Below are 25,063 nucleotides of genomic sequence, written 5' to 3' on the forward strand. Positions count from 1 at the left end.
ATGCCGGGCAGACCAAGAAAATCGTGATCGGTGACTTTGATGCTTTTCAGGCCGGCACCCTGGTGGGAACCGCCGTGGATAGCCGGGGGCGCCTGTTTATCGGTCCCCGCATCCAGCGGTTGGACGGCCCGGACCAGGAGTACTACCTGGCGGTGGCCACGGCGATGAACGGCGACATCCTGCTGGGTACGGGACACGGGGCCCGGGTATTCCGCATGCCCGCGGGCGGCGGCAAGGCGGAACAGATCTTTCAATCGGAACACCTGGATGTGTACGGCCTGGTGGCGGTGGGCAATGATATCTACGTGGGCACTTCTCCCAACGGCAGTGTGTACCGCCTGAAAGGCAAAGGTGAAGCGGAAAAGCTGTTTACTCCCCGCGAGCGGTTCATTTGGGCCATGACCGCCGACAGCCGGGGCCAGGTCTACTGCGCCGTGGGCAATCATGGGGCGGTATACCGCATAGCCGGCAAGGATGAACCGGTCAAGTTGTTTGATGCCGACGACACCCACATCACCAGCCTGTATGCCGCCAAAGACGGTGATGTGTATGCGGGCAGCGCCGAGCGCGGACTGTTGTTCCGGATCTCGGGACGCAAGGTGCGTGTGATGTTTGATTCCCCTTTTGAGGAAGTGCGCGGCATCTGCGAAGACACGTCCGGAAACATCTATTTTGCCGCCACGCGCCTGGCCCGGCCCAAGATCGCGAATGCAGCCGCTGACGGGGAAACCCCGGATCCGGCCGCCGCCAAGGCAAAAAGCAATAATCCCCCGGAAGAAAAGAGCGCGCTTTACCGTTTGAACCGCAACGGCGATGTGGAAAAGATCTGGGAATCAAATAATGAAAGCATTTACGACTTGTGTTACCACGAAAAAGGGTCGGTCTTGTACCTGGGGACCGGTGATACGGGGCGCATGTACCGGGTATCTCCGGACGGAGATTACGCCCTGGTCATGGAGGCTCCGGCGGCGCAGTTGTATGCCGTGACGGCCAACAAAAACGGATTGTTGGCCATTACCAACAACACTGCGGGAATCTGGCGCATTGAAGATGCGACCGCGGGCAAGGGGGAATACCTTTCGCAGGTCTTTGACCTGGCTGTTCCCTCGCGTTTCGGCCGGATTTACTGGCGCATGGAGAACGATGAGCGGGGAGGCGTAGCCGCGGTGTTTGCACGCATGGGGAACTCGCGCATTCCCGACAATACGTGGACTGACTGGACACCGCCTTTTTCCGATCCGGATAACGCCCGCCTTGATGCCAGCGGCTACCGCAACATCCAGTTCAAGATTTCGTTGAATTCCGCCAACCTGGCACGTTCGCCGCGCCTGTCCAGTTTAACCGCCTATTACCTGCAGAACAACCTCAAGCCCCGCATCCGCGAACTCACGATCACCCGGGCAAAGAAAGACGCCAAAAATGAGAAAGACAAAAAAGCGGATGTGATACCGGGCCACCTGCTTGTGCGCTGGAAAGCGGATGATCCCAATGGAGACAAGCTGAAAGCCACGCTGGAGTTGCGGCGCGCGGGCGGTTCGGAGTGGATCCCCTTGCAGGAGCATGTGACGGAAACGGAGTTCCGCATTGATCCCCGCATGATCAGCGACGGCGATTACCAGTTGCGCCTCAGGGTGGACGACGGCCTTTCCAATCCCGTTGACACGGCCTTGTCCGCGACCCATGTTTCCGAGATGTTTGCCATCGATTCCACGGCGCCCGTGCTGGAGTCCGTGAAAGTGGAAAGCGGGGTGCTGGTGATGCGGGTAAAAGACGACACCTCCCCGGTGGCGGAAGTCGCCTATTCAGTAGACGGCAAGTTGTGGTTTCCCCTGGCACCGGAGGATGGTCTAAACGACTCTCTCACGGAATCCTATCGTTTCCCCCTTTCCGGAGTACGCGGCAAACGCCTGCTGTACATCCGTTTCCGCGATGAAGCGGGCAACTTCAAGATTCACCAGCAGAACATCTGACGCCCCACCGTGGGGGAGACGGTAAAGGAGGCAGTGCATGAAAGTCCATGAATACCAGGCCAAGGAGTGTTTCCGCCGGGCCGGAATTCCGGTACCCCCCGGCAAGATGATCGAGGCCCCGGATCAATTGGATGCAGCGATCGCCCACACCGGCTTGCCCTGCGTGGTCAAGGCCCAGATTCATGCCGGGGGTCGAGGCAAAGGCGGCGGCATCCGCTTGGCGGATTCTCTGACTGCAGCGCGGAAGGCGGTTCAAGAGATCCTGGGCATGCAGTTGGTGACACCCCAGACCGGCCCGGAAGGGCGACAGGTACGGCGGGTGCTGATCGAGGCCGCCGCTTCCCTGCAACGGGAATGTTACCTGGCCCTGCTGGTGGACCGGGAACGGGGTATGCCGGTATTCGTGGCCTGCGCGCAGGGCGGGGTTGAGATCGAGGAACTGGCCGCAGAACACCCGGAAGAGATTCTCAAAGTCCCGGTTCATCCCGCGGTGGGACTGAGTGGCTACCACATTCGCCTGCTGGAACTTCACCTGGGTGTAAAGAAAGCGGGTGCAAAGGAGTTTGCCCGGGTGGTACGAGGCATGTATGAATTGATGCACAGCCGGGACGCGTCCCTGGTGGAGATCAACCCCCTGGTGGAAGTCGACGACGGCGCATGGCTGGCCCTGGATGCCAAGCTCAACTTTGATGACAACGGCCTCGGCCGCCGGCCGGAAATCCTGGCCCTGCGGGATGAAGACGAGGAAGAGCCCCTGGAAGTACGGGCATCACGCCATGATCTCAATTACATCCGCCTGGACGGATCGATCGGATGCATGGTCAACGGCGCCGGCCTGGCCATGGCCACCATGGACATTATCAAGTTGTATGGGGGCGAGCCGGCCAACTTCCTGGACGTGGGTGGAGGCACCTCGGAGGATCGGGTGCGCGAAGCCTTCCATATCCTGCTGGCGGATGACCGTGTCCGCGCTGTCCTGGTCAATATCTTTGGCGGCATCGTGCGCACCGACCGCGTGGCCCGGGGCATTGTGGCCGCGGTCACGGATGTCGGCCTGAAGGTGCCCGTGGTGGTGCGCCTGGTGGGAACCAACGAGGCGCAAGGTAGGCAAATCATCAATGAATCCGGACTGGACGTGGTGGCGGAAACCGACCTGGACGCGGCGGTGCGGGCTGCCGTTGCGCTGGCCAAAGGAGGCGAACGTGGCCATTCTGCTTGATCAATCCTCTCGCGTGGTGGTGCAGGGAATCACGGGTAAAGAAGGGGGTTTTCACGCCGAGCGCATGATTGAATACGGTACCCGGGTGGTGGCCGGAGTGACCCCGGGTAAAGGGGGCCGCAAGCACCTGGATCGTCCGGTTTTTGACAGCGTGGCACAGGCGGTGGACCGGGAGGGGGCAAATACGACCATTATCTTTGTTCCCGCCCTGGCGGCGGCCGACGCCATCCTGGAGGCGGCGGATGCGGGCATCGGTTTGGTGATCTGCATCGCCGAAGGCATTCCCATCCTGGACATGGTACGGGTCAAGCATTTCCTTTCCTCAAGCGATTCCGTGTTGGTGGGCCCCAATACCCCGGGAGTGATTTCACCGGGACGGGCCAAGGCCGGCATCATGCCGGCCAAAATTCATGCTCCCGGCAGGGTGGGCGTGGTTTCCCGTTCGGGCACCTTGACCTATGCCGCGGTCAACCAGTTGACCGAATTGGGGCTGGGGCAGTCCACCGCCATCGGCATCGGCGGTGACCCCATCGTGGGAACGGGTTTTGTGGATGTACTGCGGCGCTTTGAAGCCGACGCCGATACCGACGCGGTGGTGCTGATCGGGGAGATCGGCGGTACCCAGGAAGAGGAGGCGGCGCGCTTTGTCCAGGAAAAAATGACCAAACCGGTGGTGGCCTTTATCGCCGGGCGTACCGCTCCGCCGGGACGCCGCATGGGACATGCCGGGGCGATTATCTCCGGGGGCCGGGGAACCGCCGCGGAAAAGATTCATGAACTGCGGCAGCGGGGAATCCGGGTGGTTGAAAATCCGGTTGAGATCGGCTATACAATGAAGCAGGTTCTGGAGGAGGTTTAATGAACGCCATACGGGGAAAGAGCTCGTTTTTGAATCTCATCTTGGTATTGCTGATTGTTTACGGGGGATTTGCCCTGGTCAAGCACCTGGGCGCCGGCTTCCAGTCCAAATCGATCGCCGCCCAGGTCAAGGACCGGCTCGCGCTCGAACGGGGAGCGGGCTTTACCGCGCAGAAAGGTGAAGCGGTGATCCGCGAGATCCTGAACCGCGAGGGCGTGATCCTGGATGAAGAGAATGAGGGCCTGGTGGAAGTGAATATCAACAACGACCGCCAGATGATCGAATACTTTTTCCGCTACGAAGTGGACGTAAACTTCCTTTTCTTTACCCAACGCCGGGTTTTTGAAATCGAGGAAGAGATCCGCAGTTACTCGTAAGCAAATGCAAGTGGAAAACCGCGACCTGCTTCACATCCGCGTTTACCTGGGATGCCTGGTGGGCGTGGTGATGGTGTTAATCCTGAAGGAGTTGAAAACCATCTTTATCCCGCTTGCCCTGGCCGTTCTTCTCTATTTTCTGTTTAACGGCGTCATGGACCGCCTGCTCAAATGGCGCGTGCCGCGCGCCCTGGGCCTGGTGTTTCTGCTGGTGTTTTTGTTCGTGTTGTGCTATTTCTTCGGCCTGTTGATCTACACCGGGGCCAGTGCCTTTATCAACAAGTTTCCCGCCTACAGCCAGACCCTGGCGCGCATGCTCAACAGTTTGTTTGAGCAGTTGCGCATGCCCGTGGTGGATGTGGAGCGGTTCATCGCGGATTTCGACTGGTCCAAGTCGATCAACACCATCACTTCCATGCTTTCTTCCACGCTCGGCTCTTTTGCCGTGTTTCTGGGCAACCTGTTCCTGATCATTGTTTTCCTCATGTTCATGCTGGCCGGCCGCACGGCCATGGAGGGCCGGGTGGGGCGGGCTTTCGCCACCAGGCGCGCGGTCCAGATGCTGGAGGTGCTGCGTTCCATTGAAGACAAAGTGCAGCACTACCTCTTGCTCAAGACCCTGATCAGTTTGTTGACGGCGGTTGTGGGGGCCGGAATCATGTGGCTGGCCGGGATCGATTTCGTGTTGTTTTTCGCGCTTGTGATCTTTCTGTTTAATTTTATCCCCAACATCGGTTCCATCATGGCCACCATCCTGCCCGTACTGGTCGGTTTTTTGAAATTCGGGCTGACCCTGCGCGTCTTGTTGCTGGCCGTGGGACTGAGTTTGACCCAGATGATAATCGGTAACGTGGTGGAACCCAAAGTAACCGGCGACAACCTGGATCTGTCTCCCATCGTGATCCTGGTTTCCCTGATCCTGTGGGGCTGGATGTGGGGGGTGATCGGCATGCTTTTGGCCGTACCCCTGACCGTGGCCATCAAGATCATGATGGAGCAGAGCCCGGTGCTGAAACCGTTCAGTGAGTTGATGGGCGCGGCGCGACCGCCATTGTAGGAAGAAAAAGTTGGAGAGAAATGCAAAACGGTTTTTGTAGAAGGTAGAAGGTAGAAAAAAATATGCTTGGTCTCCTGCCTCCTGTCACCTGTTTCAAAGAAGGGCGACCGGCCGGTCGCCCCTACTTTTTCAACTTCTTCCCTTTTCAACTCTAATAAACTATCTCTACGGAATTTTCCCCGGTCAGTCGCTCGATATCCTTTTTCATGGACACGGTGGCTTTCAGGCCGTCTCCCGCGGCGGATTGGATGTTGGTGCGGTAACCGTCGTTGCGGTAAACCATAATCATGTAGGGTACGGAATCACGGTTGCGTTCCAGCCGCTCCTTTAACTCCAGGTTGAATTCAGGGCTCAACTGTTCGTAGCGCACCATGATGGTGATCTGGCGGGCCTTGCGGCGCATGAGCGTCTCCATGTCGGTCAAACTCTCCAGGTAAACGGAAATATCGCTTTCGTTGCCCTGGGGCAGGCGCCCTTCCAGCAGGTAGGGAGTGTCCGCTTCCACGCTGTCCCTGATTTCCGCCCAGCGGTCTTTGAAAGCGAATACCTTGATGCGGCCCGTCAAGTCTTCAAAGAATAACTCGCCGTACATGTCTCCCCGGCGCGATTTGCGTTGCTTCAGGTTGGTGATGACCCCGCCCAGGCGCGCGGTATCGCCGTTGAACTCACGGCTGAGAATATTGGCGATGGTCGTATTGGATACCTTGCGGATCTCGTTGCGGAATTTCTCCAGAGGGTTGTGGGTAATGTAGATGCCCGCGATCTCTTTTTCAAACTGGATCAACTCTTTTTCGCTCCACTCCGGTTCTTCCAGGACGTGGGACGGGATGGTGACCTGCAGCACGTTGTCTTCCGCCAAGAACAGGGATTTCTGCTGGGTGTCACGGCGCTTTTCGATCAACAGGGCCTGCTTGACCGCGTCTTCCAATGCGTTGAACAGCACCCGCCTGGGGATGGCGAAACAATCCAGGGCTCCCGACTTGACCAGGCTTTCCAGCACGGTCTTGTTGACCCGCGTCAACTCAATGCGGGTCATGAAATCAGAAAAGTCCTTGAAATCACCCCCGGCTTCGCGGGATTCGAGAATGCTGTGCAGGGCGGATTCCCCGATGTTCTTTAAACCCTTCAGGCCGAAACGGATGGCCGTGGCGGAATCCACGCTGAAGGCCATAAAACTGCGGTTGATGTCGGGTTTCAGAATCTGAAATCCCATTTTCTTGCACTCGGAAATGTACTGGATGACTTTCGAGGAAGTGGAAGATTTCTCTGCTTCAGAGCTGAGATGGGCGGCCATGAAGTACACCGGGAAGTGGGCTTTCAGGTAAGCGGTCTGGTAGGCCAGGTAAGCGTACGCGGTGGAGTGGGACTTGTTGAACCCGTATTCGGCAAAAGTGGCCATCTGGCTGAAAAGTTTCTCAACCTGCTTGCGCGCATGCCCCTTGCGCATCGCGCCTTCAATAAAGGCCTTCTCAATGGCCGGGATCTTTTCCACCTGCTTTTTCCCCATGATCTTACGCATTTCATCGGCCTTGCTCATGGCGAATCCCGCCACATCCACCGAGATGCGCATGACCTGTTCCTGGAACACGATGATTCCGTACGTGTCTTTGAGGATATCTTCCAGTTCGGGAAAGATATAAGTGACTTCTTCCCGCCCGAGTTTGCGGTTTACGTAAGCGTCCGCCATGCCCGACTTGAGCGGTCCGGGCCGGTACAGGCCGTTGAGCACGATCAAGTCTTCGATGCGCTTGGGGCGGGAGCGTTTCAGGTAATCCCGCATGCCGGAACTTTCGAATTGGAAAATGCCGTCCGTGTCACCGGCTTGAAAGATCTTGAAGGTTTTGCGGTCATCAAGCGGGATGCGCTCCAGGTCGATGCGGATCTGCTCGCACTCTTCCAGGGACTGGAGGATGTTTTTGACGATGGTCAGGGTTTTGAGTCCCAGGATGTCTAATTTGAGCAGGCCGATCTGTTCCACCTCCTCTTTTTCGAACTGGGTGACGATGTCGTCGCGTGTCTTGTAGAGCGGCATGAACTCGGTCAACTTTTTGGGGGCGATCACCACTCCGGCGGCGTGCATCGAGGTATGCCGCACATTGTGTTCCAGCTTGAGGGCGTACTCGATGAGCTCCGGCGCTTTTTCGATGCGTTGGATTTCACGGCGCAGTTCAGTGTTGTTGCGGATCTCGGATTGAAGGTCAACTCCCGGGCCTTCCGGGATCAATTTGGCCAGTTGATTGACCTTTCCCAGGGGAATTTCCAAAACCCGGCCGATATCGCGAATGGCCAGCTTGGCTTTCATGCGTCCGAAGGTGACGATCTGGGCCACGCTGTCTTCTCCGTAACGGTCCCGGATGTATTGGATCACTTCTTCGCGGCGTTCGGGGTCAAAGTCGATATCGATATCCGGCATGGAAATGCGCTCGGGATTCAGGAAGCGCTCAAAGATCAAATCGTAATCCAGTGGGTCGATGCCGGTGATGCCCATGGTAAACGACACCAGGCTGCCCACCACCGACCCCCTACCGGGGCCGATAAAGATTCCCCGTTCCCGGGCGAAGCGGATAATGTCCCACACAATCAGGAAATATCCCGGGAATCCCATTTCACGGATTTTTTCAATTTCGTATTCAAGGCGCCGGCGATAAGTGGGAATATCATGCTTCTTGCCGACCAGACGCCCTTTCAGGGATTCAAAACCTTCGTGGCAGATTTGCTCAAAGTAGCCGTCAATGCTTTGGGGTTGCGGTACTTTGAACTCCGGAAGGTAATAAGTGCCCAGCGTGAATTCGAAATGACACTTGGAGGCGATTTCGAAGGTGATGTCAAGGCTCTCCTGGAGGTCGGGAAAAACTTCCCGCATCTCCAGGCCGGATTTCAGGAACATCTCCTCGGTTTCCTTGTGCATGGCGCGGTCCGGGTTGGAAAGGACGTCGTTGGTCTGCAGGCAGATCAGGATCTCGCGGGCGTCCGCGTCTTCGCGTTTCAAGTAGTGCACATCATTGCTGGCCACCAGGGGAATGTCCATGCTGCGGGCCAGTTCGACCAGTTTCGGCAGCACTTCGCGCTGTTTAGACAAACCGTGGTTCTGAATTTCGATATAGAAATCATCCCGAAATGTCTCGCGGTACCAGCGCGCCGCCTCCTGGGCCTTGTCCCAACGGTCCAGTAACAGCCAGTAGGGGATTTCCCCCTGGATGCAGGCGGACATGACCACCAGCCCTTCACGGCACTGCGCGAGCAGTTGCTTGTCCACCCGGGGGCGGCGGTAAAAACCCTCGGTAAATGATTGGGTGATGAGCTCGGAAAGGTTGCGGTAGCCTTTCTCGTTTTTCACCAAAACCACCAGGTGGTGGTAGTTGACGCGTCCGTTTTTGTGATCCGGCTTCTGATCCATCGATTCCGGAGCCACGTAGAGTTCAGATCCGATAATGGGCTTGATGTCGTTGCGCTGGGCTTCCTTAAAAAACCCCACCGCACCCAGGATGTTGCCGTGGTCGGTCAGGGCCACGGCGGGCATGTTCAATTCCTTGACACGCTGGATCAGGGGCTTGAGTTTCAGGCAGGAATCCAACAGGCTGAATTCCGAGTGCAGGTGAAGGTGGATAAAACGGTTCATTTCCCGCTCTCACCCGAAACGGAAAAAAATCCGGTGGCCGGGGGAAACCCTATTCCCATTCGATGGTCCCCGGCGGCTTGGATGTCAGGTCGTAGGCGACGCGGTTGATGCCCTTGACTTCGTTTACGATGCGGTCGGCGGTGGTGGAGAGGAAGGCATGGTCGGCAGGGTAGCTGTCCGCGGTCATACCGTCCACGCTGCGCACCATGCGCAGTACCGCTACGTTTTCATAGGTTCTGACGTCTCCCATGACGCCGACGGAGCGGATGGGCAGGAGCACGGTGAATGCCTGCCAGATGTCGTCGTAGATCCCGCGGCGGTGAAGCTCGCTGATCAGGATCGCGTCGGCCTCCTGAAGGCGCTGGACGCGTTCGCGGGTTACGGCGCCGATAATGCGCACGGCCAGTCCGGGACCGGGGAAGGGGTGGCGCCGGATCCAGGCTTCATCCAGTCCAAGTTCGCGTCCGATCAGGCGGACTTCATCCTTGAACAGCTCACGGAAGGGTTCAATCAGGCGCCAGTTCAGGGTTTTGGGTAATCCTCCCACGTTGTGATGGCTCTTGATCTTGGCTGCCGGACCGTTTACCGATACCGATTCAATGACGTCGGGATAAAGCGTACCCTGGGCAAAGAACTCGACGGGGCCGACTTGCTTTTCGATTTGGGCGAATACGTCGATAAACGTTTTGCCGATGATTTTGCGTTTGCGTTCCGGAGAACGTACGCGCTGCAGGCGTTCCAGAAACAGTTCCGAGGCGTCGATGCCATGAACATTAAGCCCCAGTTCCTTGCGGAAGCGGCTCATCAGTTCCGCGAATTCGTTTTTGCGCAATAAGCCGGTATCCACAAAAACCGGGATCAGTTGCTTACCCACGGCACGTTTCAGCAGCATGGCCAGAACTGTGGAGTCCACGCCCCCGCTCAGGCCCAGGATGATGTGTCCGTCTTTCACCTGGGCGCGGACGCGGTTGACGGCATCCGCGACAAAGTCGCCCATGTTCCAATCCGCCTGCAGGCCGGCGATTGTGAAGAGGAAATTTTCCAGCACGCGCCGTCCTTCCGTGGTATGAACGACTTCCGGGTGGAATTGTACCCCGTAAAGGCGTCTGGCATGCGACTCAATTACCGCCATTTCCGTGTTTTCCGTGGTGCCCGTGACGGCAAAATCGGGAGGTAACTGGGTGATTTTGTCTCCATGGCTCATCCACACCGTGGTCGGGGAGGGGATGCTTCGCATCAACTTGCTCCCGGTGGAAAGGTTCAGGCGGGCCAGGCCGTATTCCCGCTCTTTTGCTGGCGTGACGCGCATGCCGGCGAGGTAGGCGAGAAGCTGCATGCCGTAGCAGATCCCCAGGATGGGGATATCCAGTTCGAGGATTTCCGAAGAGATATGCGGGGCCCGCGCAGCGTATACACTGGAAGGACCTCCGGAGAGCACCAGGGCTCCCGGCCCAAATTCACGGATCCGCGCAATGGATACGTTAAAGGGAACAATTTCGCTGTAGACGCCGGTTTCGCGGATGCGCCTGGCGATTAGTTTGGTGTATTGGGAACCAAAATCCAGGATGAGCACTCTGTTCTTCATGTCGGGTCCAATTCCGCGGGGATTTTCCCCGGTCGTCCAGAGCTACTTGAGGGTCAAAAGCTTGGATGCCAGCATGCCGAAAATGATACGCGATGCATCGAAAATGTTGATCCCTGTTTCGTTGGAGATCTGGGCAATGCTTCGGTGCCCGTCGATCTTGGCCACCACCATCCATTCCAGGGTGGAAAGAGAGATCTTGCGCCTTTCCTCACGATCGATTTCAGAGAATGCCGGTACGGCGTCAATGGAGCCGATCTTTTTGCGCAACAGTTTCCATTCGTCGATGCGGCGGGCGGCTTCCATGAGCAGAGAGGTCACGGAACGGGTAATGGTTTGCGGTGTATCGAATGCCTCTTCTTCAAAGACGAAGTCTCCTTCTCCCCATGAAATCAGGGTGAATACTGCGTCTTCACCGGTAAAATGCTCCACGTCCGCATGGATGATTTCGCCATCCTTGATGTAGATGTGTCCATCTTCACCGGTGTTTTTGGTCAGCACGAAGCGACCGCTCTGTTTTGAGTTGGACACCAACTGCATGATGTCGGCCAGATTAATTGATTGTAGTGAACCCTTCAAACTCATATTCTTTGTCTCTTTCTCCGGTTGTTTGAAAGATAGAATGATATATGGGTTGGGTACCGTTTGTCAAGGAAGATGAATGAAAAGTTGAAGAGAGGTGACAGGTGGCAGTCGGGAACGTAGAGGCGGTTCGCGAACCGCCCCTTTTGGAACTTCTTCCCTTTTCAACTCTTCAACTTTCCAACTCTCCAACTTTTTTTTAAAGGGGCCTGGAGTCGAGTTGGTCGCGCTGGTATTTGATCTTGGCGGTGGTGGTCAAGCGCACCATTTGCCACAGCAGGATGGGATGGGGGGTATCGCTGAAATAGCTCAAATCCACCTGGAACGCGCCCTTAAACGATCGGCCCCCTCCGGCCGCCGAAAAACGCTTGACCAGTTTGTCCAGGTCGAAATCTTTGTCCGGGCAGCGGAAAGCGGCGTCGAGCCGCAACTGCCCATCCTGGCGGATCAGGGCAAACACGATGACCATGCCCACTTGATGCCGTTGCAACAAAAAGTCGGCGATCAGGGCGATGGTGTCCCGGTGCTGGCTGTCCACGAATCCCGTGCCGGTGATCAGCCAGTCGCGGTAGATCTCCTGGTTCTGCATGGCCCGCTCGAGGTACCCCAGGGCGGGCCGGGGGAAAGGGAGGGAAGACAGTCGTTTGACAAAGGCAAGGTCCGTACGGGGCTCCAGATAGGCCAGGGCGCGGCGGTCCAGTTCGCTGAGGTGGGCGAAGTGGTCCGTATCGGTATACATGCCGAAGTAAAGGGCGGTGCAGGCTTTCTGTTCCTCCGCGGCGGACCAGTTCTGCAGGTTGATTAAATATTCGAGGAGCAATGCGATCAGGGTGCTGGTGGAACCCGCTTTTTCGCATACCCAGCGAAAACGCACAGGCAGTTGGGTATCCGCCTCCTGGTGGTGATCAATGTGCACCGTGCATGGAATAATACCGGTCACGCCTTCCACCTGCACGGATTGATGATCGAATACGGCGTAGGCATCGAAAAAACGCACCGCATCTCCTACTGCGTCGTAGCGGATGGGCAGATGCAGGTCGGTGATGATGCGCTGGTTCTGGGGAAGCGACGGCTGTTGCTCGGATTCAACAATGACCTGGCGCCCCGCTTTTTCCGCGATCTGCCGGAAGGTATATGCCGCGGCAATGGCGTCGGGATCCGGGGAACCTTTGATAACGGCCAGGATGTGGCTGGATTCCGCAATGGCTTCCAGGAGCTCATCGGCGAGCGCGGGAACGTCCGGGTTCGATGTGTTGCGGTTGAACGTATTCATGCCGGGTGTGAAAAGGCAGGGCATGCCGTGCCCCCCATCTGGTGGAACCTATTTGCCTTCGGCTTTCTCCAGGGCTTCCTTGAACTTCGGGTTTACCTGGACACCGTATTCCACGGCCCTGTCAAAATACTCCCGGGCTTTGTCGACTCGCTTGTGCATGAAGTAGATGGTGGCCAGGTTGTTGCAGGCGCCGCCGTGACGGGGGTCCTTTTCCAGGGTTTTGGTGTACTCGTTTACCGCGTCCTGGAAACGCCGGGTGAGAAAGTAGACGTTGCCGTGGATGTAGTTGTATTCGGCCGGCGGTTCTGAGCCGCTGCGCACGAATTCCGACAACTTGGTGTCGGCGTCGGCGTTCTGGCTCTTCAGTTGGGCGATCCGGCTTTCAATCCGGCTTTTTTCCACGCCCGTAGCCCGGCCTTTGGACGCTTCCAGGCCGGCGATCTGTTCGTTGTTGATATCTTTCTGTTTGCGCAGGGTGTCGAGGTATTGCTGGAATGTAAAGGAATACCATTTCTCTAAATGTTCGAAGCCCTCCTTGGCCGCGCGGATATGTTTTTCCGCTTTCTCGAGGTCGCGTTTTTTCAAGTAGATGTCCGCCAGCACGAAGTGGGCTTTGTCATGCCGGGAAAAGATCTCCAGACACTTCTCCAACTCCTTGACGGCTTTGTCGACTTTGCCCTTTTTGTACAGTTTTTCGCCATCCAGGTAATAACTGTTGGAACGCCTGAAGTCGCGGATCATCTCTTTTTCATCCTGGTTGAAATCCTTCTGGGCGAATCCGCTAAGCGTGAACAGCGGAATCAATAAAAGCGCAATACAAAACCCACAACTGAATTTCCGGGGGATGTGACGCATGAATCCCTCCTTTTCGGGAACAATCTTAGCATAATTAGACACAAACACGCCAGTTGCAGCAAAGCAAATTCCAGGGGTGCGGTTCCGTTCTGTCCTCAATAAGGGGCAATTCCGTATGCCTGCGGCCTTCAGGAGGTGTGTTACTCCCGAATCAGGGCGGCCTCGATGGCGGTAAGCATGCGTTCCGCGGCAGCGGAATCCGCAGAAAAGACTCCCCAGATGTATTGTTCCCGCCATTTCATGCTCAGGGGGCCACGGGATTTGTGATAGGGGTCAACAAACCGAACAGTGTTTTCATTTTGCGCTATTACGGCGGTGTGGGAACGGGCAAATTCCAGGTAGGATTCAATCATGGTTTTGGCGGCAGCCGAAGAGTCCGCCCGGATGATAAAGGGCTGGAGCGGGTTGTCCTCTACCGAATAGTCACAGATGAAAGCGTTTTCCAGGAAGCCATGGCCCAGAAAATTGCGCCGGATAAAGTGCTCGGAGCGGGGAATGCGGCCGGTTTTGGGAAATAATTCAAATATTTTAGGAAACCCGTCGGCATCGGGAATGCGTTCGGCGATCCCCCGAGCCAGGCTGGTCAGGATCTTTTGTTCCCGTTCGCCCAGGTCAAACGCCGAAATCTTGACGTAGAAGCGGCCCTGGAAAAAGTTGAGAATTCCGGTTTCGTAGTAACCCTCCGTGCCCACGGCCAGGAAATCGCCCTTTCGGGGTTTCTCCTGGCTGTAGATACCGAAACCGCAGGCCGGGTCTGCGTGGCGGTAAATGTCGGCCGCAATCGTTTGACCATCGGTTCCGGAATAGGTCATGGAGAAAAGTTGTTCAAAATCGTAACCGATAAATACGTCGGCCGCGCCGTTGATGTATTCAAACAGATTGTCGGCCGTGTATTCCGCGGGTTTAACGGGATTTGTCAGGCCCGCAATGGTAGGGAAAAGTTCCGCGCCGCCGGCGCCGTAGACGCCTGTTGCGGCGATGATAAACCACAAAAAAATCAGATTCTGCCTTTGCATAACGGTTGCCTCCAGAGAATGGTTCCTTGTTCTACTTATTCAATACGGTTGAGGCGGGCTTTGGTTGTCCACGCAACCCCATGCATAAAGGCGATTGTTGTTTTGCGGCCGCAGACTCAGCCCGCGGTTGACAGGTTCAGTCCAGTGGTGCAATATGAAAATACTTCAGGAGATTGCATGTATTCCAGGGAAGAGATTATACGCGAGATTCAAAAAGTGGCCGCCGGGCTGGGTGTTCGCTACCTGAAGCAGCAGGATTTTATTCTCAACTCCACCATCCCCATCAACACGGTGAAATACCACCTGGGAACCTGGGCCCAGGCGGCCAAATCCGCGGGTCTGGAAATGCCCAGGGGTTACTCCCAGGAAGAGAATCCGGAGCTGGTTCAAGACGATGAATTGTTACGCGAACTGGTGCGCCTTTACCGGCTGGGAGGCAAGCCGCCCACGGCGGATATTGTCAAAGCTCACGGGGCGTTCAGTCTGGAGTACTATACATCCAGGTGGCAGAGCCTGGAGCGTGCATTGTGGAAGGCGCGGGAGTTGTTCCCCGATGCGTTCCAACCCGTTGCCGCTGCTCCGCCGCCCAACGTTCCGGCTTCGGAAGCAGACACTTCACCCATTCGGCTCATTCCCCAGACCATCAAACCCAAGCGTCCCGTAAAGGTGGAGCGCCGGCTCGGTGAACCCGTGGATTTCAGGGGAATTCGCTATGCTCCGGTGGATCGGGACGGTGTGTTGTTTCTTTTCGGGATGCTGGCGACGGAGCTGGGGTTTGAACTGGAATTCGTAAGCAGCGAACGTCCCCATGCAGAAGGCCGCCGCTATTTCGACGTGCGCCGGGAACAGTGGAAACACCTGCGCGTGGAATTTTTGCTTAAGAGTTCAACCTACACTCCGGATCAGGAGTCTGGACGCGAGCCCTGCGACTTGCTGGTCTGCTGGGAGCACGACAGTGAGGATTGCCCCGTCGAGGTCCTTGAATTGAAAAGCGTGGTCCGCGAGATTGGTGAATAGGGCACCCGCGGACCGGCGCCGGTTTCTGAAACGGCGCCTGTCTTCACCCTACTCGAAAAGGGAACTTGCCGGCGTGGTGTGGCGGAATTTTCTGGGCCCTTCCAGAAAATCCGGACCAGCTCTGCCTTTTATGCCAACCACTTCAGAATGGTCCCGGGGCGAAGGCGAGGCTGTGGTGGTTTTTAGCGGGGATTGGATGCCCACGGGGGGGCGAAAGATTCGATTCTCAGAGGGACTCCTCCAATTTTTTTCTTCCGCGGACTTTCTGGTGGCCAATTTTGAAGGTGTGAGCCTGCCGCCACCCCATTCCGTGGTCATGCAGCAAGTACACGGAAAGGAAACCCTGGAGGCCCTCACAAGCCTTGCCCCGCCCCATCGCATTGTACTTTCCTGTGCAAACAACCACGCGGCTGATCATGGATCCAACCTTTTTGAGAAACACCTGCGCAACCTGGAATCCCTGGGCTTTGTGGTGGCGGGAAGCCGGGCCCGTCCGGTGGTGGAACCGCTTGCCGGCATTCGTGTGGCCGCGTTAACGCAGTGGAGCAACCATCCGGGGCCGTTCCTGGCCGACTTAAAAAACGAGAAAGAGCTGGTGCGGGACGGGGTGTTCAACATCCTGTACCCCCATTGGGGTTTTGAACTGGAATTGTATCCCCGTTCCCTCCTGGTGGAAACGGCGAGGCAATGGTTGACCCGCTGGGATTTGGTAGTGGGGCATCATTCCCATACACCGGCGCCGGTGGCGGCGTTGGACTCTCCGGCCGGCCGCAAACCGGTCGCGTTTTCGCTGGGAGACTTTGTCACCTGTTCACGTCAACGCAAAAATCGCTGGGGTATTGTGGTCCGCGTTTGCCTGGGAAAAGATGCCAAAGGGACTTTCCGTTTGCGGCGGCTGGATTGGCGGTTTTGTGTAACCGCACCACGTGGCCGGGAACTCTTCGTTCGACTGGCGGATCGTTGTCCCTATTTCGCCGCCAATACCGGGCCTTGAATTGTGCGCCTGCCTGCATTAGAATGGTAACACGATTCAGTGATAATCGGTTCAGGAGAAGGATATGGATTCTCAACTGATCACCCAATGCCTGGATTTGTATGAACGGTTGAACCGGGGCAACCTGGACCATTACGCGTTGCTCGGCCTGGACCGTACGGCTACGGTCGCCACCATTCACGAAGCATACCAGCGATGGCTGATCAAGCTTGCGGACAATGAGCTGGCAACAGTTGGTGACGCAAGCGTTCGCCAACGCCTGGAAGCGCTGCGTCGCCGCCTGGACCGTGCCCATGCCGTGCTTCTCGATTTTGATCAACGGGCCGCCTATGAACGGCGGGGATTCCGGGAAGTATCGGAAGTGGTGCCTGAAGAAGAGGATCCCCAAGAGAAGGCGAAAGAACTCTTTCGCAAGGCCAAAACCCTCTATGCCGGCAAAGAGTATGGTCCCGCCGTGCTGGCGTTACGGGAATCGTTGCGCCTGGACCCGGACCGGGGGGATGCGCTCCTGTTACTGGGCTTGTGTCAGTATCGCAATCCCGCCATGAAGCGGGATGCGGAAGTCAACCTGCAGAAAGCCGTTCAGTTGGAGCCGTGGAACGCGGAACCCTTGGTGGCCCTGGGAAACCTGTTCTATTCGGAAAAGTTGATGAAAAGGGCGGAATCGTTTTATCGGCGGGCTCTTGAACTCGAGCCCGGGCACGAAACCGCACGCAGACGCCTGGCGGAAATCGCGCCTCCGGAAGACAACTCGCTGAAATCCACTTTGAAATCCGCGATGAAAAAAGGCCTTCCATCCCTGTTTGACCGCAAAAAGCGTTGAGGGTTTGGGCCTGGAAGCTCGATCCGGGGGTTTTATGGCCGTGATGGGAATCCGGAACCATTCCGATTACCTGGAGAACCACAAATGAAGGAATTGACAAGAGAATACGCCGCGCGCATGCGCGAGTATCTGCAATCCGAGTTCCCCATCAATGCAGGGGATATCCAGTTCTCGATTCCGCCCAACCGCCGCTATGGTGATCTCTCCACCACCCTGCCGTTCCTGTTGGCCAAGCGCATGAAACAGAAGCCAATAGAGATCGGGAAACGCCTGGTATCCTTGCTGTCCGCAAAGTTTCTGCCCATGGCGGAAGTGTCCCTGGCGGGCGGGGGCTTTCTGAATTTCACCCTGGATCGCCACTGTTTTCTGCGTTACCTAATCGATTCAGTAGACTGTCGACCCGCCGCCCGTAACCAACGCATCGTGGTGGAACATACCAGCATCAATCCCAATAAGGCCGCCCATATCGGTCACCTGCGCAACGCCTGCCTGGGAGATACCCTGGCCCGCAGCCTGGAGTACCTGGGCTACCCCCTGGAGGTGCAGAACTACATTGACGATACGGGCATCCAGGTGGCCGACGTGGTGTGGGGGTTGCTCCACATGATAAAGATGTCTCTGGAAGAGATCCGCCGCATCAAGGATCCCGCCGCCATGTTGTGGGATGTATACGCCCGGGTCAATCGTCACCTGGCCGCTGACCCCGAGAGCGAGAAGGCGCGCAACCGTGTTCACCAAGCCATTGAGGAGCGTCGAGATCCCGAATACGGCGTTGCCGATTGGATTTCTTCGCGGGTGTTGGAAGACCATATCCGCGTGATGGCGTCGATCGGAATTCGTTACAACCTGCTGGTGCGGGAACGGGATATCATGGAACTCGATTTCTTTACCCGGGCGGCCCGGATCCTGACCGAGCAAGGGATCTTGTACGAATCCGAGGATCCAGAGAAGCAAGGTTGCCGGGTGATCCGTTATCGTCATGAGGACTTGGAAAAAGTGGTGATTCGTTCCAATGGAACGGCCACTTACATCGCCAAGGACCTGGCGTATACATTCTGGAAAGTGGGTCGTTTCAAAGAGGATTTTCCCTTTCGCGAATTTTCCCGGTATGCGGACGGTCAAGTCATTCTGACCACGGATTTTCGCGGCGGCAGCGAGAAACGTGATTTCGGCCCCGCCCACAGGGTGTTCAATGTAATCGATGTACGCCAATCCTATCTGCAGAACATCATCGCCCAGGTCCTCGAAGACCTGGAGCCTGCGCCTTCCGGCGAACGCCCCTTTGTGCATTTTTCCTACGAGATGGTGGCGTTGACTCCCCGCTGTGTGCGGGAACTGGATCTTCCGTTGTCGCCGGAAGATGAAAAAAAACCCTGGGTGGAGGTGTCGGGGCGCAAGGGAATCGCCGTCAAGGCCGCGGATCTGATCCAGCAACTGACCGCCCGCTCCAGGGTGGAAGTCGATAAGCGCAATCCGGATTTGAGTGAGTCCGCGCGCGATGCCATCGCGGTGCAGATCGCCGTGGGCGCATTGCGGTATTTTATGATCAAGTTCAACGCCCGCGCCGTGATCGCGTTTGATTTCAAGGATGCTTTGGCATTCGAGGGAGATACAGGTCCCTACCTGCAGTACACCCTGGTGCGATTGAATTCCATTCTGCGAAAACTGGACGAAGGGGAGCAGGCGGTTATGGACGTTGACATCGATCCGGCTTGCCTGGATTCGCGGGAGGCCGCGGATTTCTTTGAAATATTACTGCAACTATCCGATGGCGACAACCGCATCGAAACCGCCCTGGAAAATCAGGATCTGTCCGGTATCGCCAACCACGCTTTTACCCTTTGTCAAGCCTTTAATCGCTACTACCACGGGTATCCGGTTATCAACGAACCTGATCGGTCGTTGCGTTTCCTCAGGATCCAATTGCTTTTGCTGGTGCGTGAGCGGTTGGGGCGCTTGCTGGCCATCATGGGGATTCCGGTGCCGGAACGCATGTGAGTCCGTGGCGTGACAACATTGAACCCGGGTTACCCCTGTGCTATATTCAAAAAATGATGGGTATATCCGGAAAATCCCGGCTCACGTTTGTCTTGTTTGTGCTGGGATTGCTCTTTTTGGCGGGCATGCTGGCTTTGACCGGATATTTGCTAAGGGTGCGGGCGATTCACCATGGACACCTGGACGGATTGAAACAGGAATTAAACCTGGCGCATTCCCGGACCCGGGAGCCGGCGCGCGCCCGAAAACAGCGCGCCGATTTTTATATCAATCGCTTCCTGTTCACTTTCCCCAATCGTCAGGCCCGGGCCGCGGAGGGCTTTGTTTCATTGATCCAACAAGCGGCAGTGAAAACTTCTGTGCGGGAATGGTCCCTTCAAGCCGCGGGCATGGGTCTGCGTTTCAACATCGCAGCGGCTGAGGCGGCGGAACCCGGATTGATCCGGGCATTGCTGTCCAGTGCGGAAGTTTTGCGTTTGGATTCCTGTGCTCCGCCGGCAACCTGTTTGCGAGGACTGGTGGGTGTTTTCTGATGTTGCGCAAAACGGTTCGGGTCGTTTTTATCCTGTTGGTGTTTGTGGCCGCGATCTGGGTCTACCTGAAAGTGGTGGCCGAACCCCTGGTCCGGGATATCAATCTTTGCAAACGTGAGTCAAAAGAGCTGAAATATCAACTGACACAATTGGAACAGAGCCGAGTGGATGTGGCTGAAATGAAAACGGCCGAGCATGGCAGACTGGACGCCTCGCGACGGATGTTGCGAAAACGCCTGGTTCCCGAGGGTTCCGTTTCGCGTCATGTGGAGCGCGTGTTGCCGGCGTTGCGTATGCGTGCCCGGTCCCTGGGGCTGCAGGTACAGGCATTGAGAGATACCCCTATGGATGATGCGCAACGCAACCGAGTGGACCTGCCGCTAACCGGAACCCGGATGCGTCTTATCTCCGCCCGGATCCGGGGTTCAGCGTGGCAATGGGGGCTTTTCCTGGAAGCGACTTCACGTTTACCCGCATATCTTACCCTGAGTTCTGTTCAGGGGCGCATGGAAAACAATGTGGAAATGCGGGTAGAATGGATTCTGCACCACATCTCCGGCCAGGAGCCCCTGCCGCATGTGCCCGCCGAACTCTTGAACTCCGCCTCTTCCCTGCTGGAGCGTCCAATCCCGCCCCTCGATCCGGGGCGCGTGCGCGACCCGGGAGGGCGTTGATGCGCGTGGTGATTCAGCGCGTGCAACGGGCCCGTGTGACTGTTTCGGGCCGGGAAACCGGTCGCATTGGACCCGGGCTGCTGGTTTACGTGGGTATTGAACGGGGCGACAGTGAAGCGGAAGTGGATTACATGGCCGCAAAGATCCGCCACCTGCGGGTGTTTGCCAACGAGTCGGGACGCATGGATCTGAGCATCATGGATACGGGCGGTGAAATCCTGTCGGTATCCCAGTTCACCCTGGCATCCCGGATCCGCAAAGGCCGCAGGCCCGATTTTACCCATGCGGCCGATCCCGAGGCGGCGGAAGAGTTTTACCGGCGGTTCAACCGGCAGTTGGCCTCGGCTGGAATTTCCGTAGCAACAGGCGAATTCGGAGCGTTCATGCAGGTTGATTCCACTAACGACGGACCCGTGACCTTTGTGGTGGAGCGTTCCGGCGCGGCCTGTTTTGCGGAGGGTAGTAGGGCGTGACATCCATGCACATCCGCACACTGGAATTGACGGATTCCCGGGGAGTAAAGGCGTTCATCCGTTTTCCCCGTAAACTTTATGCGGACAATCCCTTGTGGATTCCCATGCTGGAGCGGGATGAGCGCGAACTGTTCAATCCCGACCACAATCCATCTTTTGCGGATGCCGAAGTGCGCCTTTTTCTGGCTGAAGAGGAGGGTCGTATCCTGGCAAGGGTGGCCGCCATTCTCAGCCATACGGCCAACCGCAAATACGGTACCCGCAACCTGCGTTTCGGCTGGTTTGAATCGGAAAACCGCCCGGACGCGGTGGAGGCGCTCTTCCTTGAAGTGGAAAAATGGGGCCGTGAGCGGGGTATGGAGTCATTGACCGGTACCATGGGTTTCACGGACCTGGATCCGGAGGGCATTCTGATAGACGGATTTGACCAGGTGCCGACCCTGGCCTCCAATTACAACCCGCCCTACTATGCGGCGCTGATGGAACAAGCGGGGTTTGAAAAAGAGATTGATTACGTTGAATTTCGCGTGCGGACTCCGGAAAATCATGTCATTCCCGACAAATTGCTTTCATTGTGTGATCGCATCCGTTTGCGGGGTCGATTTCACGTGCTGCGCTTTAAAAATCGACGTGAAGTTTTGCGCCATGGAGTAGAATTGTTGACCCTGCTGGATGAGTCTTTTGATGAGGTCTATGGTTCCGTGCCCCTGACCCGGGAGCAGATGGAGTACTACCTGAAGCGGTACGCGTTTTGTGCCCATCCGGACCTGATTATCGCCGTGGTGGATGAAAATAAAGACATGGTGGGTTTCATGGTGGCCATGCCGAGTTTGACCCGGGGATTCCAGCGCGCGGGCGGGCGGCTGCTGCCTTTGGGTTGGTGGCATATCCTGCGTTCGCGGCAAGCCAGGCATACGCTGGATTTTTACCTGGCGGGGGTTAAAAAGAAGTACCGAGGAACCGGGATCGATTTGCTCATGCTGATCGAGATCGCGCGCACGGCAATGGATATGGGTTTCGTGTATTCGGAATCGAACCTGGAACTTGAAACCAATTTCAAGATCCACGCCATGTGGAAGTACTTCAATCCGGTTCAGCACAAACGCAGGCGCATTTATCGCCGCCGTATTGCTTTTGATTGAAGCGTTTTTCCGCTTTGGGTATAATCTCACTTGGCGCAAGGCATCAGGGCGAAACGAAAATAACGCCGCTTTGGAGGTGACCCATGAAGGTTGACATTCAAACCGTGGAATCGAAAAAACAACTCAAACAATTCGTCAAGATGCCTTTTCATTTCTTTAAAGACAATCCCTGTTGGGTTCCTCCAATGATCATGGACGAGATGGAGACGTTGGATTCCCAACGCAATCCCGCCTTTGAAACCGCGGAGTCCAAGATGCTTATGGCGTTCAGAGACGGCGAACCCGTGGGCCGTATTGCCGCCATCCTCAGCCATGCCGCCAATGAGAAGTACGCTTCTTTGAACCTGCGCTTCGGTTGGTTCAACGTGATCGAAGACTATGCCGTGGCCGCGGCGTTGCTGGACGCCGTGGAATCCTGGGGCCGGGAGAAGGGGATGACCACGATAACCGGGCCCCAGGGCTTTACGGACATGGATTCCGAGGGCATGCTGATCGAAGGTTTCGACCTGGTTCCCACGATCGCCCAGATCTACAACCCGCCGTTTTACCCCCAATTTCTCGAGCGATACGGTTTCGAAAAAGAGATCGACTACCTGGAATTCCGTGCCAAAGTGCCCCGGGAATTGTCCGAACGTTTGTTTACTCTGGCGGAGCGGCTCAAACAACGCAGCAACCTGAAGGTTGTGGAGTGCAAATCCAAACGCCAATTGCTGAAATACGCCCGGCCCATCTTTGAACTCCTGGACGAAACCTTTGCTGAAATCTACGGCTCCGTTCCCACCACGGACAAACAGACGGATTACTATACCAAGAAGTACTCCATGTTTCTCGACCCCCGTTTGTGCAAGGTGGTGGTCAATCCCGAGAACGAGGTGGTGGGCTTTATCATTTCCATGCCCAGCATGTCCGTGGCTTTCCAGAAAGCGCGCGGCCGGGTCCTGCCGCTGGGCTGGTTTCACTTGTTGCGCGGCTTGCGCCGGCGCGAGGTGCTGGATTTCTACCTGGCCGGGGTGAAAAAAAAGTACCGCGGCATGGGAGTCGACTTGATGCTGGTGCTGGCGGTAGCGGAAAACGCCATAAAAATGGGCTTTAAAGCCGCCGAGTCCAACGTGGAGTTGGAAACCAACACCAAGATCCATGCCCAGTGGAAGTTTTTCGAGCACTACCAGGCCCGCCGCCGCCGCATTTTTCGCAAGCAGATTTCGTGACCTTCTTTTTTCCAGCCCGAAGCCCGTTTTCCCTGGTTGGCCGTTTCTCACTAAGAGAAAAAGTGGGGCAGATGTTGATGGTTGGTTTCATCGGCACCAGTCTTTCCCGTGATTTTCAGGAACGCTTGGCGCGGGGTGAAGCGGGATTTGTGCTGTTGTTTCACCACAATGTCGAATCCGTTGAACAAGTAGCGGCCCTGACGAACGAGATACATGAAAGTTTTGTCCCGGCACCCATGATCTGGACGGACCAGGAGGGTGGCAATGTGGTGCAGTTCGGGGAAATGGCCGCGACCACATTGTCGCCGATGGGACTCGCGGCTACAAGAAGGCGTGCTTTTGCGCGTCTGGCGGGACGGATTGTGGGTGGGGAAATGCGTGCCATGGGAGTGGACGGGGTATTGGCGCCGGTTCTGGATGTCAACACCCGGCCCGACAACCCCATTATCGGGTTCCGTTCCTTCAGCAACGATCCCCGGGTGGTAAGGCGCTTCGGGGCGGCCCTGGCCGGGGGATTGCGCCGCGGCGGCGTGGCAACCTGCGGCAAGCATTTCCCGGGACACGGACAAGTGTGTTCAGACTCACATCTGGACCGGCCCGTGTGCGCGGCGTCCGCTAATGAGCTGTATACCGTCCATATCGCCCCGTTTCGCGCCCTGATTCGTTCCCGCCTGTTGGACGCCGTTATGCCGGCGCACGTGGTGTACCCGGATGTGGACACCGAGACGGCATCCCTTTCCAGCCATTGGCTGGCGGCGGTGCTGCGGAAACAGTTGAAATTCAGGGGCCTGGTCATTTCCGATTGCCTGGAGATGGGAGCCGTATCGCGCGTCATGGACCCGGGCGAAGCAGCCGTGAAGGCAGTGAACGCCGGTGTGGACGTGGTCGCGGTCAGCCGCTCAGCCGAGACCCAGGCCCGTGTTTTCTGTGCCCTGGTTGATGCCGTGAAACATGGTCGCATCCCGATGTCGCGCATCAATGAGGCGGTGATGCGAATCCTGGAAATGAAGCGGCGGCGGCGCTTGCTGAGGGTTCCGCCCGGTATCAAGCTCAGCCGGGCAAGTGAGAAAGTCCGCTCACACTACCGGGACGAATCCCGTTTGGCCGCCGCCTCGATCACCCTGGTACGTGACAGGGACAATACTCTACCCCTGGATCCTGGTTGCCGCCTGATGCTGGTGGAATGGAAAAAAGTCGTGGCTACCGAGGCGTTGAGCCGGGCAAAGGCCAGGTCGGTGCTGGCCGTACCCCTGAGCCGATGGTTTCTCCATGTGGATTCAGAGATGCTGGAGCTGAGCCCGGATCCGCCGCCGGGAATGGGCGCACGTTTGCGGTCTGCCGGGAAGGTTGTTCTGGCGGTGTTTTCCCGCTCAGTGGAAGTAGGGGAAATCCAGGCCGCGGCCGTGCGACGCATGTTGCGTATCCGGCCTGATGCCATCGTGGTCGCACTCGGAAATCCCTATGACTTGAGCGGATTCCCCACAGCCCGGGTGTTCCTGGCCACATATGGTTACCGCAGAGTTCAGGCGGAGGCCCTGGCCGCCGTTCTGGCCGGGGAAATCACGCCGCGCGGTCGTTTGCCCGTCCAGATCACCTTAAGTGAGAAGTAGCGAAAAACTTTTTGCCCGTCCCACTTTTTCAACTTCTTCCTTCTTCAACTTTTCAACTCTTCAACTTTTGGTTCTCTTCCATTTTGTGTGGGTTTGGGGGTTATGCATATTTGAAAAAATGATAAGGCTGCATGAGAGTACCCTTTCGGGCACAAATACCCAGAGGGCACAGGTCACCGCTC

General features: G+C 56.8%; 20 protein-coding genes. 14 read left to right on the forward strand and 6 right to left on the reverse strand.

All coding sequences use genetic code 11. The features are described 5' to 3' along the window. Positions 1 to 2,007 precede the first annotated feature (2,007 nt). The 4 genes from ENN40_01750 to ENN40_01765 are packed head-to-tail and all read left to right on the forward strand — an operon-like array spanning position 2,008 to position 5,482. Complete coding sequence (locus ENN40_01750) at positions 2,008 to 3,189, forward strand: ADP-forming succinate--CoA ligase subunit beta (GenBank protein HDP94063.1); 1,182 nt, start codon at positions 2,008 to 2,010, stop codon at positions 3,187 to 3,189. After that, positions 3,173 to 4,048, forward strand: coding sequence for a succinate--CoA ligase subunit alpha (gene sucD, locus ENN40_01755; protein ID HDP94064.1), 876 nt, complete (start codon positions 3,173 to 3,175; stop codon positions 4,046 to 4,048). Before ENN40_01750 ends, sucD begins: the two co-directional genes overlap by 17 nt. Then, the gene (locus tag ENN40_01760; protein ID HDP94065.1) at positions 4,048 to 4,425 is read left to right on the forward strand and encodes a hypothetical protein; all 378 of its coding nucleotides are present in this window, start codon (positions 4,048 to 4,050) and stop codon (positions 4,423 to 4,425) included. Before sucD ends, ENN40_01760 begins: the two co-directional genes overlap by 1 nt. A 4-nt stretch (positions 4,426 to 4,429) precedes the next feature. After that, complete coding sequence (locus ENN40_01765; protein ID HDP94066.1) at positions 4,430 to 5,482, forward strand: AI-2E family transporter; 1,053 nt, start codon at positions 4,430 to 4,432, stop codon at positions 5,480 to 5,482. 151 nt (positions 5,483 to 5,633) lie between these two features. On the opposite strand, the gene ENN40_01770 is transcribed toward ENN40_01765, so the two are convergent. The 6 genes from ENN40_01770 to ENN40_01795 form a co-directional block, all read right to left on the reverse strand. Next, a complete protein-coding gene (locus ENN40_01770) occupies positions 5,634 to 9,101 on the reverse strand; it encodes a DNA polymerase III subunit alpha (GenBank protein ID HDP94067.1) in 3,468 nt (1,155 codons plus the stop codon). 49 nt (positions 9,102 to 9,150) lie between these two features. Then, positions 9,151 to 10,686, reverse strand: a complete 1,536-nt coding sequence (guaA, locus tag ENN40_01775; protein HDP94068.1) for a glutamine-hydrolyzing GMP synthase — start codon at positions 10,684 to 10,686, stop codon at positions 9,151 to 9,153. 42 nt (positions 10,687 to 10,728) lie between these two features. After that, on the reverse strand, positions 10,729 to 11,268 hold the full coding sequence (locus tag ENN40_01780; protein ID HDP94069.1) for a DUF4388 domain-containing protein: 540 nt from the start codon (positions 11,266 to 11,268) through the stop codon (positions 10,729 to 10,731). A gap of 196 nt (positions 11,269 to 11,464) precedes the next feature. Beyond that, positions 11,465 to 12,562, reverse strand: a complete 1,098-nt coding sequence (locus ENN40_01785) for a hypothetical protein (GenBank protein ID HDP94070.1) — start codon at positions 12,560 to 12,562, stop codon at positions 11,465 to 11,467. Between the two features lie 24 nt (positions 12,563 to 12,586). Further along, on the reverse strand, positions 12,587 to 13,630 hold the full coding sequence (locus ENN40_01790) for a tetratricopeptide repeat protein (protein HDP94071.1): 1,044 nt from the start codon (positions 13,628 to 13,630) through the stop codon (positions 12,587 to 12,589). Then, on the reverse strand, positions 13,534 to 14,409 hold the full coding sequence (locus ENN40_01795) for a hypothetical protein (GenBank protein ID HDP94072.1): 876 nt from the start codon (positions 14,407 to 14,409) through the stop codon (positions 13,534 to 13,536). Before ENN40_01795 ends, ENN40_01790 begins: the two co-directional genes overlap by 97 nt. A gap of 177 nt (positions 14,410 to 14,586) precedes the next feature. On the opposite strand from ENN40_01795, the gene ENN40_01800 reads away from it, so the two are divergent. From ENN40_01800 to nagZ, 10 genes are all read left to right on the forward strand, one after another. Next, entirely contained in the window at positions 14,587 to 15,426 is an 840-nt protein-coding gene (locus ENN40_01800; GenBank protein ID HDP94073.1) for a hypothetical protein, read from the forward strand. Continuing rightward, positions 15,419 to 16,420 (forward strand): hypothetical protein, encoded by a 1,002-nt coding sequence (locus tag ENN40_01805; GenBank protein HDP94074.1) that lies wholly within the window; start codon positions 15,419 to 15,421, stop codon positions 16,418 to 16,420. The genes ENN40_01800 and ENN40_01805 overlap by 8 nt, the downstream gene beginning before the upstream one ends. A 64-nt stretch (positions 16,421 to 16,484) precedes the next feature. Next, positions 16,485 to 17,243 (forward strand): hypothetical protein, encoded by a 759-nt coding sequence (locus tag ENN40_01810; GenBank protein HDP94075.1) that lies wholly within the window; start codon positions 16,485 to 16,487, stop codon positions 17,241 to 17,243. 84 nt (positions 17,244 to 17,327) lie between these two features. Then, on the forward strand, positions 17,328 to 19,241 hold the full coding sequence (gene argS, locus ENN40_01815; protein ID HDP94076.1) for an arginine--tRNA ligase: 1,914 nt from the start codon (positions 17,328 to 17,330) through the stop codon (positions 19,239 to 19,241). Beyond that, a complete protein-coding gene (locus ENN40_01820) occupies positions 19,238 to 19,774 on the forward strand; it encodes a hypothetical protein (GenBank protein HDP94077.1) in 537 nt (178 codons plus the stop codon). The genes argS and ENN40_01820 overlap by 4 nt, the downstream gene beginning before the upstream one ends. Beyond that, positions 19,774 to 20,448, forward strand: a complete 675-nt coding sequence (locus ENN40_01825; GenBank protein HDP94078.1) for a hypothetical protein — start codon at positions 19,774 to 19,776, stop codon at positions 20,446 to 20,448. The genes ENN40_01820 and ENN40_01825 overlap by 1 nt, the downstream gene beginning before the upstream one ends. After that, positions 20,448 to 20,921 (forward strand): D-tyrosyl-tRNA(Tyr) deacylase, encoded by a 474-nt coding sequence (locus ENN40_01830; protein HDP94079.1) that lies wholly within the window; start codon positions 20,448 to 20,450, stop codon positions 20,919 to 20,921. The genes ENN40_01825 and ENN40_01830 overlap by 1 nt, the downstream gene beginning before the upstream one ends. After that, entirely contained in the window at positions 20,918 to 22,063 is a 1,146-nt protein-coding gene (locus ENN40_01835) for a hypothetical protein (protein ID HDP94080.1), read from the forward strand. The genes ENN40_01830 and ENN40_01835 overlap by 4 nt, the downstream gene beginning before the upstream one ends. 83 nt (positions 22,064 to 22,146) lie before the next feature. Beyond that, the gene (locus ENN40_01840) at positions 22,147 to 23,271 is read left to right on the forward strand and encodes a hypothetical protein (GenBank protein ID HDP94081.1); all 1,125 of its coding nucleotides are present in this window, start codon (positions 22,147 to 22,149) and stop codon (positions 23,269 to 23,271) included. 62 nt (positions 23,272 to 23,333) lie between these two features. Then, a complete protein-coding gene (gene nagZ, locus ENN40_01845; protein HDP94082.1) occupies positions 23,334 to 24,881 on the forward strand; it encodes a beta-N-acetylhexosaminidase in 1,548 nt (515 codons plus the stop codon). The last annotated feature ends 182 nt before the right edge of the window (positions 24,882 to 25,063 follow it).

Source organism: Candidatus Aminicenantes bacterium, assembly GCA_011049425.1.
GTDB lineage: Bacteria > Acidobacteriota > Aminicenantia > UBA2199 > UBA2199 > UBA876.